This is a genomic window from Lentzea sp. NPDC004782 (genome assembly GCF_040609115.1).
Classification (GTDB): domain Bacteria; phylum Actinomycetota; class Actinomycetes; order Mycobacteriales; family Pseudonocardiaceae; genus Lentzea.
The window spans coordinates 31,294-44,220 of the sequence record NZ_JBEXJN010000009.1 but is presented as its reverse complement, the minus strand read 5'-3'; the positions used below and the strand labels follow the sequence as shown (position 1 = coordinate 44,220).

Annotated in this window: 13 protein-coding genes; 1 reads left to right on the top strand and 12 read right to left on the bottom strand. The window is 71.2% G+C overall.

What is annotated here, in order from left to right; translation table 11 throughout:
• Window positions 1-53: 53 nt before the first annotated feature.
• Window positions 54-551 (bottom strand): hypothetical protein, encoded by a 498-nt coding sequence (locus ABZV40_RS10800; protein WP_355438436.1) that lies wholly within the window; start codon window positions 549-551, stop codon window positions 54-56.
• Between the two features lie 50 nt (window positions 552-601).
• Here ABZV40_RS10800 and ABZV40_RS10795 point away from each other — a divergent pair, with 50 nt between their 5' ends.
• The gene (locus ABZV40_RS10795) at window positions 602-2,026 is read left to right on the top strand and encodes an amidase (RefSeq protein WP_355438434.1); all 1,425 of its coding nucleotides are present in this window, start codon (window positions 602-604) and stop codon (window positions 2,024-2,026) included.
• 36 nt (window positions 2,027-2,062) lie between these two features.
• Here ABZV40_RS10795 and ABZV40_RS10790 read toward each other — a convergent pair whose 3' ends face one another.
• The 11 genes from ABZV40_RS10790 to ABZV40_RS10740 all read right to left on the bottom strand — a co-directional run bounded on the left by ABZV40_RS10790 (window position 2,063) and on the right by ABZV40_RS10740 (window position 12,906).
• Window positions 2,063-3,139: a hypothetical protein gene (locus ABZV40_RS10790; protein ID WP_355438432.1), complete on the bottom strand. Its 1,077-nt coding sequence runs from the start codon at window positions 3,137-3,139 to the stop codon at window positions 2,063-2,065.
• 154 nt (window positions 3,140-3,293) lie between these two features.
• Window positions 3,294-3,776 carry a poly-gamma-glutamate biosynthesis protein PgsC/CapC gene (locus ABZV40_RS10785; protein ID WP_355438430.1) on the bottom strand — a complete coding sequence of 161 codons (483 nt, stop codon included), beginning with the start codon at window positions 3,774-3,776 and terminating at the stop codon, window positions 3,294-3,296.
• On the bottom strand, window positions 3,770-4,951 hold the full coding sequence (pgsB, locus tag ABZV40_RS10780; protein ID WP_355438428.1) for a poly-gamma-glutamate synthase PgsB: 1,182 nt from the start codon (window positions 4,949-4,951) through the stop codon (window positions 3,770-3,772). Before pgsB ends, ABZV40_RS10785 begins: the two co-directional genes overlap by 7 nt.
• Window position 4,952: 1 nt before the next feature.
• Window positions 4,953-5,996, bottom strand: coding sequence for a hypothetical protein (locus tag ABZV40_RS10775; protein WP_355438426.1), 1,044 nt, complete (start codon window positions 5,994-5,996; stop codon window positions 4,953-4,955).
• The gene (locus tag ABZV40_RS10770; protein ID WP_355438424.1) at window positions 5,993-7,024 is read right to left on the bottom strand and encodes a hypothetical protein; all 1,032 of its coding nucleotides are present in this window, start codon (window positions 7,022-7,024) and stop codon (window positions 5,993-5,995) included. The genes ABZV40_RS10775 and ABZV40_RS10770 overlap by 4 nt, the downstream gene beginning before the upstream one ends.
• A complete protein-coding gene (locus ABZV40_RS10765) occupies window positions 7,021-7,950 on the bottom strand; it encodes a hypothetical protein (protein WP_355438422.1) in 930 nt (309 codons plus the stop codon). Before ABZV40_RS10765 ends, ABZV40_RS10770 begins: the two co-directional genes overlap by 4 nt.
• Before the next feature lie 115 nt (window positions 7,951-8,065).
• Complete coding sequence (locus ABZV40_RS10760; RefSeq protein WP_355438420.1) at window positions 8,066-8,716, bottom strand: response regulator transcription factor; 651 nt, start codon at window positions 8,714-8,716, stop codon at window positions 8,066-8,068.
• Complete coding sequence (locus tag ABZV40_RS10755) at window positions 8,713-9,777, bottom strand: histidine kinase (protein WP_355438418.1); 1,065 nt, start codon at window positions 9,775-9,777, stop codon at window positions 8,713-8,715. Before ABZV40_RS10755 ends, ABZV40_RS10760 begins: the two co-directional genes overlap by 4 nt.
• 39 nt (window positions 9,778-9,816) lie before the next feature.
• Window positions 9,817-11,109: an RNA polymerase sigma factor gene (locus ABZV40_RS10750; RefSeq protein WP_355438416.1), complete on the bottom strand. Its 1,293-nt coding sequence runs from the start codon at window positions 11,107-11,109 to the stop codon at window positions 9,817-9,819.
• A gap of 14 nt (window positions 11,110-11,123) precedes the next feature.
• Window positions 11,124-11,546, bottom strand: coding sequence for a YciI family protein (locus ABZV40_RS10745; RefSeq protein ID WP_355438414.1), 423 nt, complete (start codon window positions 11,544-11,546; stop codon window positions 11,124-11,126).
• Between the two features lie 166 nt (window positions 11,547-11,712).
• Entirely contained in the window at window positions 11,713-12,906 is a 1,194-nt protein-coding gene (locus ABZV40_RS10740; protein ID WP_355438773.1) for an SPFH domain-containing protein, read from the bottom strand.
• Window positions 12,907-12,927 lie beyond the last annotated feature (21 nt).

Genomic DNA, 12,927 nt, shown 5'->3' with positions numbered 1-12,927 from the left:
GTGGAGTTCAACGCCGCGTTCACCGAGATGCCCACCGGCCGTCACGGGGCGTCTCAGCCGGTGACGTTCTTGAGCTTGCGCGGGTAGTACCCGTCGGTGCCGCTCAGGCCGTAGGTCAGGACGCGGTGGGTGGTGCCGTGGACGTCGCGCTGCTCGTAGGCCCAGTACCCGCTCTTGTAGGGGTCGGCCCACTTCTCGAAGATCACGACGTGGCGGGTGGTGCCCGTGCCGTTCGGGTCGACGACGATGTCGCCCCACTGCAGGTCCTTCGCCGAGATCGCCGTCGAGTACGTGTCGTAGAGCTCGACGGTGCGCTGGCCGGGCGCGCCGAGCTTGGCGGCCATCGACACGTAACCGGAGCAGTCCTGCCGGTAGCCCTCCGAGCCCCAGTAGCTGCTCTGGCTGTACGGCACGGGCCCGCCGTTGTTCGCGGTCAGCCACGTCTTCGCACGGGCGATCAGGTCCGCCCGGCTGATGGTCGCGGCCTGCGCGGGCGCCACCGAGGTGCTCAGGGCGGCGAGGACGGCGGCGGTCATCGCGAGGACTCTCATGCGTGCTACTCCCATTCCGTAGATCACCGGTCGGCGCTTAGGGTCGGTTCATGGAGCTGACGGAGCTGTGTTTCGCCGGGGCCGCCAGGCAGGCCCGCGCCGTGCGGTCCGGCGAGGTGACCGCCCGCGAGCTCGTCGCCGGGCACCTGGACCGCATCGAGCGCCTCGACCCGCAGCTCAACGCGTTCCGCCTGGTCTTCGCCGAACAGGCGCTGGCGCAGGCCGAGGCGGCCGACGAGCGCCGGGCGCGCGGGGAGGACCTGCCGCTGCTGGGCGTGCCGATCGCGGTCAAGGAGGACATCGCGATCGAGGGCCTGCCCACGACGAAGGGCACCAACGCCGCCCGCACGCCCGAGCCGGCCGACTCCGCGATCGTGCACCGCCTGCGCACCGCCGGCGCGATCATCATCGGCCGCACGCGCATGCCCGAGCTGGGCCTGTGGCCCTACACCGAGAGCGGCTGGGCGGGGCCGACGCGCAACCCGTGGTCGCTGACGCACTCCCCCGGCGGCTCCAGCGGTGGTTCCGCCGCGGCGGTCGCGGCCGGGCTCGCGGCGGCGGCGATCGGCACCGACGGCGCGGGCTCGATCCGCATCCCGTCCGCGGTGACGGGCCTGTTCGGGCTCAAGCCCCAGCGCGGCCGCGTCTCCCTCGCCCCCGAACGCGAGATGTGGGGCGGCCTGGTCGTGGCCGGGCCGATCACCCGCACGGTGCTGGACTGGGCGCTGGTCGCCGACCAGATCCACGGCGCCGTCCCCGGCGACCCGCACGTCGCCCATCCGCCGCGCACCAGCTTCACCGAGGCCGCCACCACCGACCCCGGCAGGCTGCGGATCGGGGTGTCGCTGCGGCCGTGGGGACCGGGCATCGGCGTCGCCGACGAGGTCCGCGACGCCGTGCAGGACACCGCCGCGCTGCTCACCGACCTCGGCCACGACGTCGTGCGCCTCGACCCGCCGATGCGCGATGTCGTCGCCTCGACCCAGTTCGCCGTGCGGTACCTGCACAACGCCCACCTGGCGCGACAGGGCATGCAGTCGCCGGACCTGGTCGAACGGCGCACACGGGCGGTCGCCGAGCTGGGCCGCCGCCTGCCGCGCGGGCTGGTGCGGTGGGCGACGAAGGACGACGACGCGCTCACCGCGTACGCGAACCGGATCTTCACCTCGGTCGACGTGCTGCTCACCCCGGCACTGACCCGCCCGCCGATCCGCGTCGGCGAGTGGGACGGCCGCAACGTCGTCTCGGCGCTGCTGGCCGCCTCGCACTACACGTCGTTCCTGCAGCTGTGGAACGTCGTGGGCAACCCCGCGGCGGCCGTGCCCGCCGGTCGCACGTCCACCGGCCTGCCGCTGGCGGTGCAGCTCGTGGGCCGCCGTCACGACGAGTGCACGCTGCTGTCGGTGTCCGCCCAGCTGGAGCGCGCTCGGCCGTGGGCGGACCGGACCCCCTCCGGCCTCGGTCATGCGAAGTAGGATATTACGAACACGTACTATCCGGAATGGGAACGGTCAGAGTCCTCGCCGGGACAGCTCGTCGAGCAGCTGGCGGTCCGCCACGTGCCGCGACTTGATGTGGTCCAGGTAGTCCGCGAACGCGTCGGGCTGCAGCCCCCGCAGCTGTTCCAGCCACTCCACGACGAGCTCCTGCTCCTCGATGCCCCGGCGGGCCAGCTCCACCTCGACGATGCGCCGGTACACCTCGACCGCGAGGCGGCTGCCGTCGCGCACCAGGTGGTCGATGAGCTGCGCGCGCAGCGGCGGCCACTCGTCGGTGTGCACGACCAGCGCACGGGCCTTGAGGTAGAGATCCAGGTTGGGCCGCGCGAAGAACGCGTCCCGGCACACCGCCACCGCCCGCTGCGGCGAACCCCGGCGCAGGTGCTCCTCCACCGCCAGGTCGATCAACCGCGGCGCCGCCCCGCGCCCGCCCACGGCCCGCAGCCCGCGTTCGACCCACTCCAGCGCCTCGTCCGAGCGGCCGTTGTCCCGCAGCACGGTCGCGACCTGCAGGTAGTGCCAGCCCGAGGACAGGTCCTTGCCCAGCACCAGCAGCTGCAGGTCGACGTCCTCGGTGTACTCGGCGAGCTCCTCCATCACCCGCAGCAACGCCCACCGTTCGCGGTCGTAGCGGCCGGTCTCGCCGAACCCGATCACCGGCAGCGGCTCGAACAACGCCACCGCGCGTTCCCGGTAGTGCGCGAGCCCCTCGTCGTCGAGGGCGTCGGCGTAGTCGGCGAGGCTGACGTCGGGGGCCTCGGGGTGCCGCAGCTGCAGGTCGAGCAGCCAGTCCGCGAGGCGCACCGGGTCGGGGCGGGTCTGGGCGCACGCGCGGGCGTGGGTGCCCAGGACGCGGTGCGCGAGCTCGGCCAGTTCGACCCGGTGTCTTCGGCTGCTCGCCACCCCGTCGGCCAGCTGGGTGACGATCTGCTCGATCAACGCGACCAGCTCCGGACCGGGGTCGGTGACCAGCAGCGACTGCAGTTCGACGGAGACCGCGGTGAGGGCCTGCCAGTGCTGCGGCCAGTCGGTGTTCCCGCTGTCGGCCTCGGCGAGTGCGGAGGCGACGGTCGCCGGCAGCGAGATCATCACAACATCATTCCCGCGTAGCCCGGCCGAGTGCCACAGATGTCGCCCTAACGGATTTAAGGTTCACCTTCCGTCGCTGCCGTTCGGCACGCGGGGCGCCTTCGTGCTCTCTGAGTGAACGAAAGCGCCCCGCGTGCACCAACCGAACGTGGAACTAGCGGTGCGGCAGGAAGTTGAGCAGGACACCGGTGAGCAGCACGACATAGGACAGCATCGTCACCACGCCGGTCGAGATCAGCGTGGCCCTGATCGGCTGCCGCACGCACTGGTAGGCGATCAGGCCCGGCACGATGAAGCCCAGCGTGCCGTGGGAGAACAGGAACGGCCGGTCGCTCGACAGGAACAGGAAGACCGTCAGCTGCAGGAACACCCCCAGCAGCAGCACCGTGGCGAACAGCCTCTTGCCGTACAGGATCACCAGCCGTTGCAGCAGCCGCGTGCCGAAGTAGGTCACGACGGTGACCCCGGCGATGATCCACAGCCGGCGCGGGTCGGTGATCAGGGCCAGGCCCAGCCAGCCGGGGGTGATCATCCCGCCCGGCGAGAGGTTGGACACCAGGTAGCAGCCCAGGGAGAACACCAGGCCGATGGCGATGGCCAGCACCGCCACCTCGGGCGTCAACGTCGCGGTCAGCACTGGCGCACCGCCTGTTCCAGGTGGTGCAGCAGCAGCTCGCCCTGGCCGTGGATGTTGCCGATGGCGATCAGCGACGCCTCGCCGTCGATCTGCTCGACGATCGCGTCGAGGATCTCCCCGACCGGCCGGTTCGCCCCGCCCAGGTCGAAGGACCGGCCCTGCCAGCCCGGTGGCACCTTGGCCAGCGCCGACCGGCTGGGGTGGCCGATCACGAAGAGCTTGTCGGTGAGCAGTTCGGGCACGATCTCGCCCATCTGGCCGTTGCGTTCGACCCGGTCGGGCCGGCAGTTGATCAGGGTGAAGATCGGCGGCTGGATCTGGTGCCGCTCGATGAGTTGCTGCACGTTCATCACGGTGGACCTGGGGTCGTTGGCGGCGAAGACGTTGGCGAACCGCAACGTCCTGTCGCCGAAGCGGTAGGACTCGACGGTGAGCACGCCGGGATCGGGCGGCGCCTCCCACATTCCCTTCAGCGCCAGGTCGCGGGGCACCCCGGCGAGGCGGGCGACCTCCAGCGAGATGGCGACGTTCTCCTTGAACGAGTGGTAGGCGAACCCGTCCAGCTCCTCGTCGGTGACGTCCTCGGGGTCGACCACGATCAGGTGGCACGACCGCTTGTCGGCCTCCTCCTGCAGGATGTGCAGCAGCTCGCGTTCGGCCGTGACGCAGACGCCGCCGACGGGCATGGACCGCGACAGCGACCGCGCCACGTCCGGAAGCGTCGGGCCCATCTCCTGCAGGTGGTCCTCGCGGACGTTGCTGAGCACCCCGATGGTCGACTGGATGAGCTTGGTCTGGTTGACCTCCTGCAGCGGCGGCATGACCGCCATGCACTCCATGACCAGCACGTCCGGGCGGGCCGCGGCCGCGCGGCGCACGATGCCGATCTGCTCGACCACGTTGGCGATGCCGAACTTGCGGTGCACCGGCTCCTCGGTGGCGTCCGGGTGGATGAACCGGGCCGCCGTGCCGGTGGTCTTCGCGACGACCGTCAGCCCGCCGCCGCGCAACGCCCCGGCGCACAGCCGGGTGACCGAGCTCTTGCCCCGGATGCCGTTGACGAGGATGCGGTTGGGGATGCTGCGCAGGCAGCGCAGGTGCCGGCGTTGCTCGACGATCCCCGCGATCAGCAGCACGCCGAGGACCCCGGCGTACACCGTGTACAGGAAGAACACGTCAGATCCTCCCGGCCAGGCCGCGCCGGACGCGTTCGAGGTCGCGTGCGACGAGGCCGAGGTGGTCGTAGCGGCGGACGATGACCGGTGCGGCGATGTCGCCGCCCGCGATCCGCCGGGCGTCGCGGGCCAGCGCCCACAGGGGGCTGATGACGACCGCGCAGAGCCAGCCGAAGATCACGACGGTCAGGGCCGCGATCAGCACGCCGAGCAGCACCAGCTCGTTGCGCTCCGACGAGTGCGGCAGCGTCAGCGACGTCTCCGGCCGGTCGGTGACCACGACGAGTCCGAGCTGCCGGGTCTGTTCGGCCGTGGCCACCGGCGCCCAGCTCACGAGGTGCCTGCGGCCGTCGACGTCGTGCAGGGCGGCGCCCGCTCCGGCGGTGCGCGCGGACTGGGCGGCCTGGTCGAGATCCGGCCTGCTCAGCGGTTCGAACGCGGTGAAGCCGGAGGTGGCGCCGATCACCAGCCGGTCGGCGTTGAGCAGCCGCGTGTTGCCCGGTCCGGCCAGGGCGAGCGGCGAGATCAGCGACTGGGGGTTGAACTCCGCGACGATCCGGCCCGCCCGGTCACCGGTGACCGGTACCGCGACGAAGACCCGCGGTGACACGCCCTGCGGCGCGGCGGCCGCGAGCGCCGGTTTGTCCGACGCGGCGATCGCGCCCGCGTCGACGTCCTCACCGGCCTTGGCCAGCACGGCGCCGCTCGGTGAGAGGTAGGCGGCTCCGCGGTAGCGGGTTCGGGTGGCCACCAGCTGGGTCAGCAGCCGGCCCGGTGTGTCGACGTCGGTCAGCGTCCGGATGCCCGCGGCGACGGCGTTGAGGTCGGACGCGCCGCTGTCCAGCGCCCGTTGCAGCTGACGGGCGGCCAGTGCCGTGCGCGTCTGCTGTTCGGTCACGACGCTCTGCGGGATGTCCTCCACCAGCCACGACGACGGAGCGGTCGCCACGGCCGCGCCGAGGCCGAGGAAGGCGGTGGCGCCCAGCGCCCAGACGACGAGGGCGATCGGGAAGTGACGCCGGGGGCGCTGTTCTGGCGTGGTCATCGGTGCTCTGCCATTTCCTCGTCGGCCTGTTGATCGGCCTTGGTCGTGCGTGCCTGGGCGAACGTCCGCGCGACGCGGCCCGCCTCGCCGTACTTCGGTCCGGGCACCGCCGGGTGCGACTCGCCGCTGACCTTCCGGAGCTGCCGGATCGGCCGCTGCACGAACAGGAACAGGGCCGCGAACACGATCACGACCAGGGCCGCCAGCACCCGGCCGACGGTGACGGCGCGGCGCCGGGAGTCGTCGGTGGCCACGGCGACGTCGGTGACCGGCTTGTTCGACACCACGCTCCAGCCCAGCCCGTTCGACGGCGCCCGTCCGGTCAGGGAGGCCCAGGCGAGCACGTCCATCCGGTCGCCCGTCCGCTGCGCCTGGCTGCCCGCGGCGTTCTCGCCGGGGTCGGTGGCCGGTGGGACGAAGCCCTGCGGCAACTGGGTACCGGTGCCCACGCCGACGATCACCGAGCCGGACCGGTCGACCAGCCAGGTGCCCTCCGCTCCCGCCACCGTGAGCAGGTCGCTGAGCCGGTTGGGGTCGTAGTGCCCGACCAGCAGGTACTTCGCCTCGGCCGGTTTGCCGACGGGTGTGTACTGCACGATCTGGTGGGTGGTGCCGACCTGGGCGATCTTCATGCCCGCCTCCTTGGGCAGGGGTTCGCCCAGCACCGCGGGCTGCGCGGCCTCGCCGACCTGGGCGACCACGGTCCTGGTGGTCTGATCCAGGACGTAGAGCGACTTCCACATCCGCGCCCGGAACGGGAGCAGCAGCGCGCGGTTGCGTTGCTTCAGCGACTCGTCGACGACGGTGGCGATCTCGGCCATGCTGCTCAGCCCGCCGTTGAGAGACCGCGTGATGGCCTGCGCGGCCGCGGTCGTGCTCTCCCGCCGGGCGTCGAGCACCGACTGGGGCACCGGGGACAGCGCGCGCGGGCGCGCCAGGTAGGCGGTGGCGCCGCCGGCCAGCAGCGAGAACAGGATCAGCCCGACGAGCCAGGGTGCCAGGACGCCGGGAACACGGGTGCGGCTCATCTGTCGCCCTTCTTCCCGGCGAGCACGGACGCGACCTGGTCACGTGCCGAAGGGCTGTCGCGGATGTCCCTGGACACCTCGACGTGGACGAACTCGGCCTTCTGCTCGTCGGAATAGCGCGCCTGCACGTTGGTGGTCGCCTCCAGGCCGGGGCACCCGGTCACCCAGGGCTTGCACACCGACAGGCCCGCCGACTCCAGCCGCTGGGCCGTCTGCACCGCCAACGGGCTGCTCAGCGGCGGTCCGGCGGAGACGACGACGTCGCTGTCGGGTGCGGTCTCGTTCTGGAACCCGTGCAGCTGCACGACCGGCACCTTGCGGCGCACCAGCAGTTCGTGCAGTTCCTCGAAGACGCTGGCGGTCGTGTGCGCCATGTCGGCCACCCGGTTCTCGGCGGCGCGGCGGTGTGCGCCGGCGATCACCAGCACCGAGCCGGGGGCCTTGCGGAACAGCTCGACGCCGAGCGACTCGCTGTCCTGGTCGGCCTTGGGGTGCGGCACCTCGATGCCCAGGCGGGCGTTCTCGGAGGTGTCGATCATGATGCGGCCCCAGCCGCGGGGGCTTCCGGCGTTGTCCGAGATCTCGTGGTACGTGCGTTGTGTGGCGGTGTCGACGCGTTGCCGGACGGTGTAGCCGACCGCGGCGAGCACGTTCTTGGCCTCGTCCGGCGCGTTGTCGAGGACACGCTGCACGCCGTTGCTGATGGCGGTGCGCTCGGTCTGGGTCGGCCGCGTGTAGCCGGTCTCGGCGGACATGCCCTGGGTGAACTGCTGCACGTCGGACAGCAGGTCTGTGCTGTCAGCGCCGGGTTTTCCGGGTTCCGGGTCCTTTCCGCCGGTGGGAATGAGGTACAGCACGAGCCCTGCGACGGCGATCGCGGCCACGATCGCCACGCTCGCCCGTGCGGTCGAGCGGAGTTTGATCACAAACCGAACGTGGCACGGCCACGGGAACCACGGCCGTGGGATGTAACTATCGTTCAGTCAGTACCGGACACCCGGAGGTCTCACCACTGGTCACCCGGACAGCGCCACCGGTCTGTCAGTAGTTGTCCTCGGCGTCGTAGGCGATCATCGCCAGTTGCACGCGGTTGCCGCAGTCCAGTTTCACGAGCATGCGGCTGACGTGTGCCTTCACCGACCCCTCGCTCATCTGGCAGGACCGTGCGATCTCGGCGTTGGCCAGGCCCTGGGCGAGCAGCCGCAGGACCTTGCGTTCGAGTTCGGACAACCCGGCCAGCCGGGCTCGGGCGCGGTGCGCGCGCCGCGGGTCCCGATCACGGAACGTGGTGAGCACCGACCGGGTCACCTGCGGCGCGAGTACCGCGTCGCCGGCGGCCATCGCCCGCACCGCGCTGATGAGCGCCCGCGGTTCCATGTCCTTGAGCAGGAACCCGACGGCTCCCGAATGCAGCGCGCTCTGGACGTAGTGGTCGTAGGTGAACGTGGTCAGCATCGCGACCGCGGTGGCCGGGACGTGCTTGCCGACCATCTCGGCGGTGGCCAGCCCGTCGCCGTCGGGCATGTGGATGTCCATCAGCAGGATGTCGGGCCGGTGCAGGTGCACCAGCCGCAGCGCCTCGGAGCCGCTGGCGGCCTCCGCCACGACCGCGATGTCCCCCGCGGTCTCCAGCACACCCCGGATACCGGCCCTGACCAGCTGTTCGTCGTCGGCGATGACAACGGAGATCACGTGACGTCCACTCCCTGCTCGAACACCGCGGTGACCGCGAACCCTCCGTCGTCCTGCGGCCCCCAGCTCAGCTGGCCGCCGCGGGTGCGCACCTCCGCGGCCAGGGTGGCGAGTCCCCGGCCGGTGCCGGTGCCGTGTGTCTCCGGTCGCCGTGCCGGTGGGCTGTTGCGGACCGTCAGCCGCGGCCTGCTCCGCACGACCTCGAACTCGACGACGACGTCGACCGGTCCGGCGTGCTTGTGGACGTTGGTCAGCGCCTCCTGCACCACGCGCCGCACGGCGTCGGACACCTCGGGCGGAAGAGCGTTCAGATCACCGGACAAGGCCGTCTTGACCCGCAGGCCCGCGCGGCAGGAGCTCTCGATGAGCTCGGCCACGGTCGCCGGCTGGGCGTCCAGCACACCGATGATCTGGCGCAGGTCCCGCATCGCCGCGCGGCTGGTACCACCGAGCAATCGCGCCGTCTCCGTGTCGGTACCGGTGAGCTCGAGCTTTCCCGCGTGCAGCGCGATCAGACTGAGCTTGTGACCCAGCACGTCGTGCATCTCCCGCGCGATCCGGTCACGTTCCCGTGCGACGGCCTGGTCCCGCTGCATCGCGACCATCTGCCGCGAGTGGCGCAGGTACACCCCGACCGCGAGCGGGAGCACGATCTGCAGCACCATGCCCGACGCGGCGACGGTGACGGAGAACGGTTCTTCGTCGTCCCACAGCGGGATCGCGAAGCCCGCCGAGGTCGCGACGGCCGCGAGCGTCCCCGGGACGACGCGGGCACGGGAGCCGACCGTGACGAGAGCGCAGAACACCGCCGCGAAGACGGAGCCGGGCGCCAGGACGTCGATCGAGGCGACCAGCACCGCCACGGCCGAGGGGAACTTCCTGCGCACCGCGAGCAGACCCGTGGCCGCGAATGTCCATTCCACCTCCTCGGCCCCGTACGCCCAGGTGAGATCGACGACGCCACACGCCACGACGACCGCGATGTCGGCGAGCAGGTCACGTCTTCGGCCGCTCAAGCCTCGCCAGCGCGTCTCGGCCCTCTTGACCACGGAACTGTTCACGACCACCGGATTCACTCTTCGACAGGCCAGTGTGCGGGTTCAGTCTCCGGGTGCGGCGAGATCGTCGAGCTTGCGGGTCAGCACAGCGCGTTCGCGTTCGTTGCCGCACAGCCGGACCGCGGTCTCGAGCTCCGCGCGTGCCTCGTCGAAGCGACCGAGACGGCGCAGCAGCTCGCCACGTACACCGGGCAGCTGGTGGGAGTCCTTGAACGCGTCGCCGGCGGCCAGTTCGTCGACGATCGGCAGCGCCGCCGCGGGTCCCCGGGCCATGGACACCGCGACCGCCCGGTTGAGCGCGACGACCGGGGACGGGGAGAGCCGGCCCAGCGCGTCGTAGAGCGCGACGATGCGGTTCCAGTCGGTCTCGGCCACCGACGGGGCCAGCGCGTGGCATTCGGCGATCGCGGCCTGCAGCCCGTAGTAGCCGTAACCGCGGCCGATGGCGGTGGCCTTGGCCAGCGCGGCACGGCCGCGGGCGATCGCGGAACGGTCCCAGCGGCGCCGGTCCTGGTCCTCCAGCAGCACGGTCTCGCCGTCGGGGCCGCGGCGGGCCGGGAAGCGGGCGGCGGTGAGCTCCAGCAGCGCGAGCAGGCTGTGCGCCTCGTGCTCCTCGGGCATCAGCCGCGACAGGATCCGCGCGAGCCGTTGGGCCTCTCCGGCGAGGTCCAGGCGGATGACCTCGTCACCGGAGCTGGCCGACGAGCCCTCGGTGAAGATCAGGTAGATGACGCTGAGCACCTGCGCGAGGCGGGCGGGGCGTTCGTCGGCCGGCGGCACCTCGAACGGCACGCCCGCGGCGCCGAGGGCCTTCTTGGCGCGGGTGATGCGGGCCTGCACGGTCGCGGTCGGCACCAGGAACGCCCGCGCGATCTCGTCGCTGGTCAGACCGCCGACCACGCGCAACGTCAGCGCCACACCGGCTTCCCGCGACAGCACCGGGTGGCAGGAGGTGAACATCAGGGCCAGCGTGTCGTCGTCGATCTGGTCGGGGTCCCACAGCACGTCGTCGGGCGCGGGTCCGGGTTCGGTGGCACCGGTCAGCGCGCCGCCCTCGGGCAGGTGGTGGGCGAGGGCGGCGTACTTCTCGTCACGGGTGCTGCGGCGGCGGAACGCGTCGATCGCGCGCCGCCGGCCGACCGTGAGCAACCACCCGGCCGGGTTGTCCGGCACGCCGTCGCGCGGCCAGGTCACCAGGGCCTCTGCCAGGGCTTCCTGGGCGAGGTCCTCGGCGAGCGAGAAGTCGCCGGTGTAGCGGGTGAGCGCACCGACGATCCTGGCGGAGTCGATGCGCCACACCGCGGCCACGGCCTTGCGTCCGGTGGGGTCGCTCATGGGCAGCTATCAGATCAGAGCTGACCGTTGGCCTCGCGCCAGGCCCGTTCCTTCTTGATCCACTCGTTGTCCTGCGGGAACTCGTCGATGGTCGGCACGCGGCGGATCTCGGTCTTGAAACCGGGACCGGTCAGCGGGGTGCGCTTGGCCCACTCGACGGCGTCCTCGATCGTGGGCACGTTGATCAGGTAGAAGCCGTTGAACAGCTCCTTGGTCTCGCCGTAGGGGCCGTCGGTGACCACGGGCGGTTCGGAGGAGAAGTCCACGACCACGCCTTCCTCGGCGGGCGCGAGGCCTTCGGCGGCGAGCAGGACACCGGCCTCGATCAGCTCCTCGTTGAACCGGCCCACGGTCTCCAGCATCTGCTCGAAGTCGACGGCGCCGAGCTTCTCCCAGGCGTCGGCCTCGGTCTGGCGCCAGATGAGCATGAACTTCATGTGGTGTCACTCCCCAGTGGGATCGGTGGGTCCGTTGTGGACCCTTTCACGCTCAGGTCGAACGGGCACACCGTTCGATCGACACACCCCCGGAAAAACGATGAACGGCGCATTTGTCCACCTGAGGTGAACGAATGCGCCGTTCATCGTGTGCGAGGCGCGGGGCTCAGGACTGGTCGTCGGGCTGGTGCAGCGACCGCGGCTGCTCGGCTTCCAGCTCCGGCACGGGCGAGGCGGCGGCCACCGAGCGCGCGGTGGTCAGCGGGCCGGGCACCTCCTTGCGCGCCACGGCCTCCGCGGCGGCGACGGCCTCGGCGACCTTCGGGTCGGGGGCGGTGTCGAACCAGTCGGCGATCGACTCGTCGTCGTCCTCCGGCTTGGGACGCGTGGCGTTGTCGGCAGGCGGTTCGTAGCGGAAGACGCCGTCGTCACCGGGCGCGCCGAGCATGCGGGCGAACCCTTCGAGGGCCTTGCCGTAGTCGGACGGGATCATCCAGACCTTGTTCGCGTCGCCCTGCGCCATCTGCGGCAGCGTCTGCAGGTACTGGTAGGCCAGCACCTCCGGGGTCGGCTTGCCGTCCTTGATCGCGCCGAAGACCTTCTCGATGGCCTTGGCCTGGCCCTGAGCCTGCAGGTAGCGGGCGGCGCGTTCACCCTGCGCGCGCAGGATCTGCGACTGCCGCTCGGCCTCGGCGGCGAGGATCGCGGCCTGCTTGGCGCCCTCGGCGGCGAGGATCTGCGACTGCTTCTGGCCTTCCGCGGTCTTGATCGACGACTCCCGCTGGCCCTCGGCGGTGAGGATCATGGCGCGCTTCTCGCGGTCGGCGCGCATCTGCTTCTCCATCGAGTCCTGAATGGACGGTGGCGGGTCGATGGACTTGAGCTCGACGCGGGCCACGCGCAGGCCCCAGCGGCCGGTCGCCTCGTCGAGTACACCGCGCAGCTGGCCGTTGATGTGGTCGCGGGAGGTCAGCGTCTCCTCCAGGCTCATGCCACCGACGAGGTTGCGCAGTGTCGTGATGGTGAGCTGCTCGACACCGACGATGTAGTTGGAGATCTCGTACACCGCGCTGCGCGGGTCGGTGACCTGGAAGTAGACGACCGTGTCGATGGACACCGTCAGGTTGTCCTGGGTGATCACCGGCTGCGGAGGGAACGACACGACCTGCTCGCGCAGGTCGATGCGGGCCCGCACCTTGTCGATGAACGGCACGATGATGTTCAGGCCGGGTGCCGCGGTGGTGCGGAAGCGGCCGAGGCGTTCGATGACGGCGGCCTGCGCCTGCGGGATGACCAGCACCGACTTGATGGCGATGGTCAGCACGAAGAGCGCAATGACGGCCACGACCACAGCGGTGATCGGGTCCAACTCGGTTCACAT

What these genes read in the sequence shown, in the direction of transcription:
- ABZV40_RS10770 (WP_355438424.1), bottom strand. Translation starts at nt 7,024, where the DNA reads ATGAGCCGCACCCGTGTTCCCGGCGTCCTGGCACCCTGGCTCGTCGGG.
- ABZV40_RS10790 (WP_355438432.1), bottom strand. Translation starts at nt 3,139, where the DNA reads ATGATCTCGCTGCCGGCGACCGTCGCCTCCGCACTCGCCGAGGCCGAC.
- ABZV40_RS10775 (WP_355438426.1), bottom strand. Translation starts at nt 5,996, where the DNA reads ATGACCACGCCAGAACAGCGCCCCCGGCGTCACTTCCCGATCGCCCTC.
- ABZV40_RS10745 (WP_355438414.1), bottom strand. Translation starts at nt 11,546, where the DNA reads ATGAAGTTCATGCTCATCTGGCGCCAGACCGAGGCCGACGCCTGGGAG.
- ABZV40_RS10750 (WP_355438416.1), bottom strand. Translation starts at nt 11,109, where the DNA reads ATGAGCGACCCCACCGGACGCAAGGCCGTGGCCGCGGTGTGGCGCATC.
- ABZV40_RS10800 (WP_355438436.1), bottom strand. Translation starts at nt 551, where the DNA reads ATGAGAGTCCTCGCGATGACCGCCGCCGTCCTCGCCGCCCTGAGCACC.
- ABZV40_RS10795 (WP_355438434.1), top strand. Translation starts at nt 602, where the DNA reads ATGGAGCTGACGGAGCTGTGTTTCGCCGGGGCCGCCAGGCAGGCCCGC.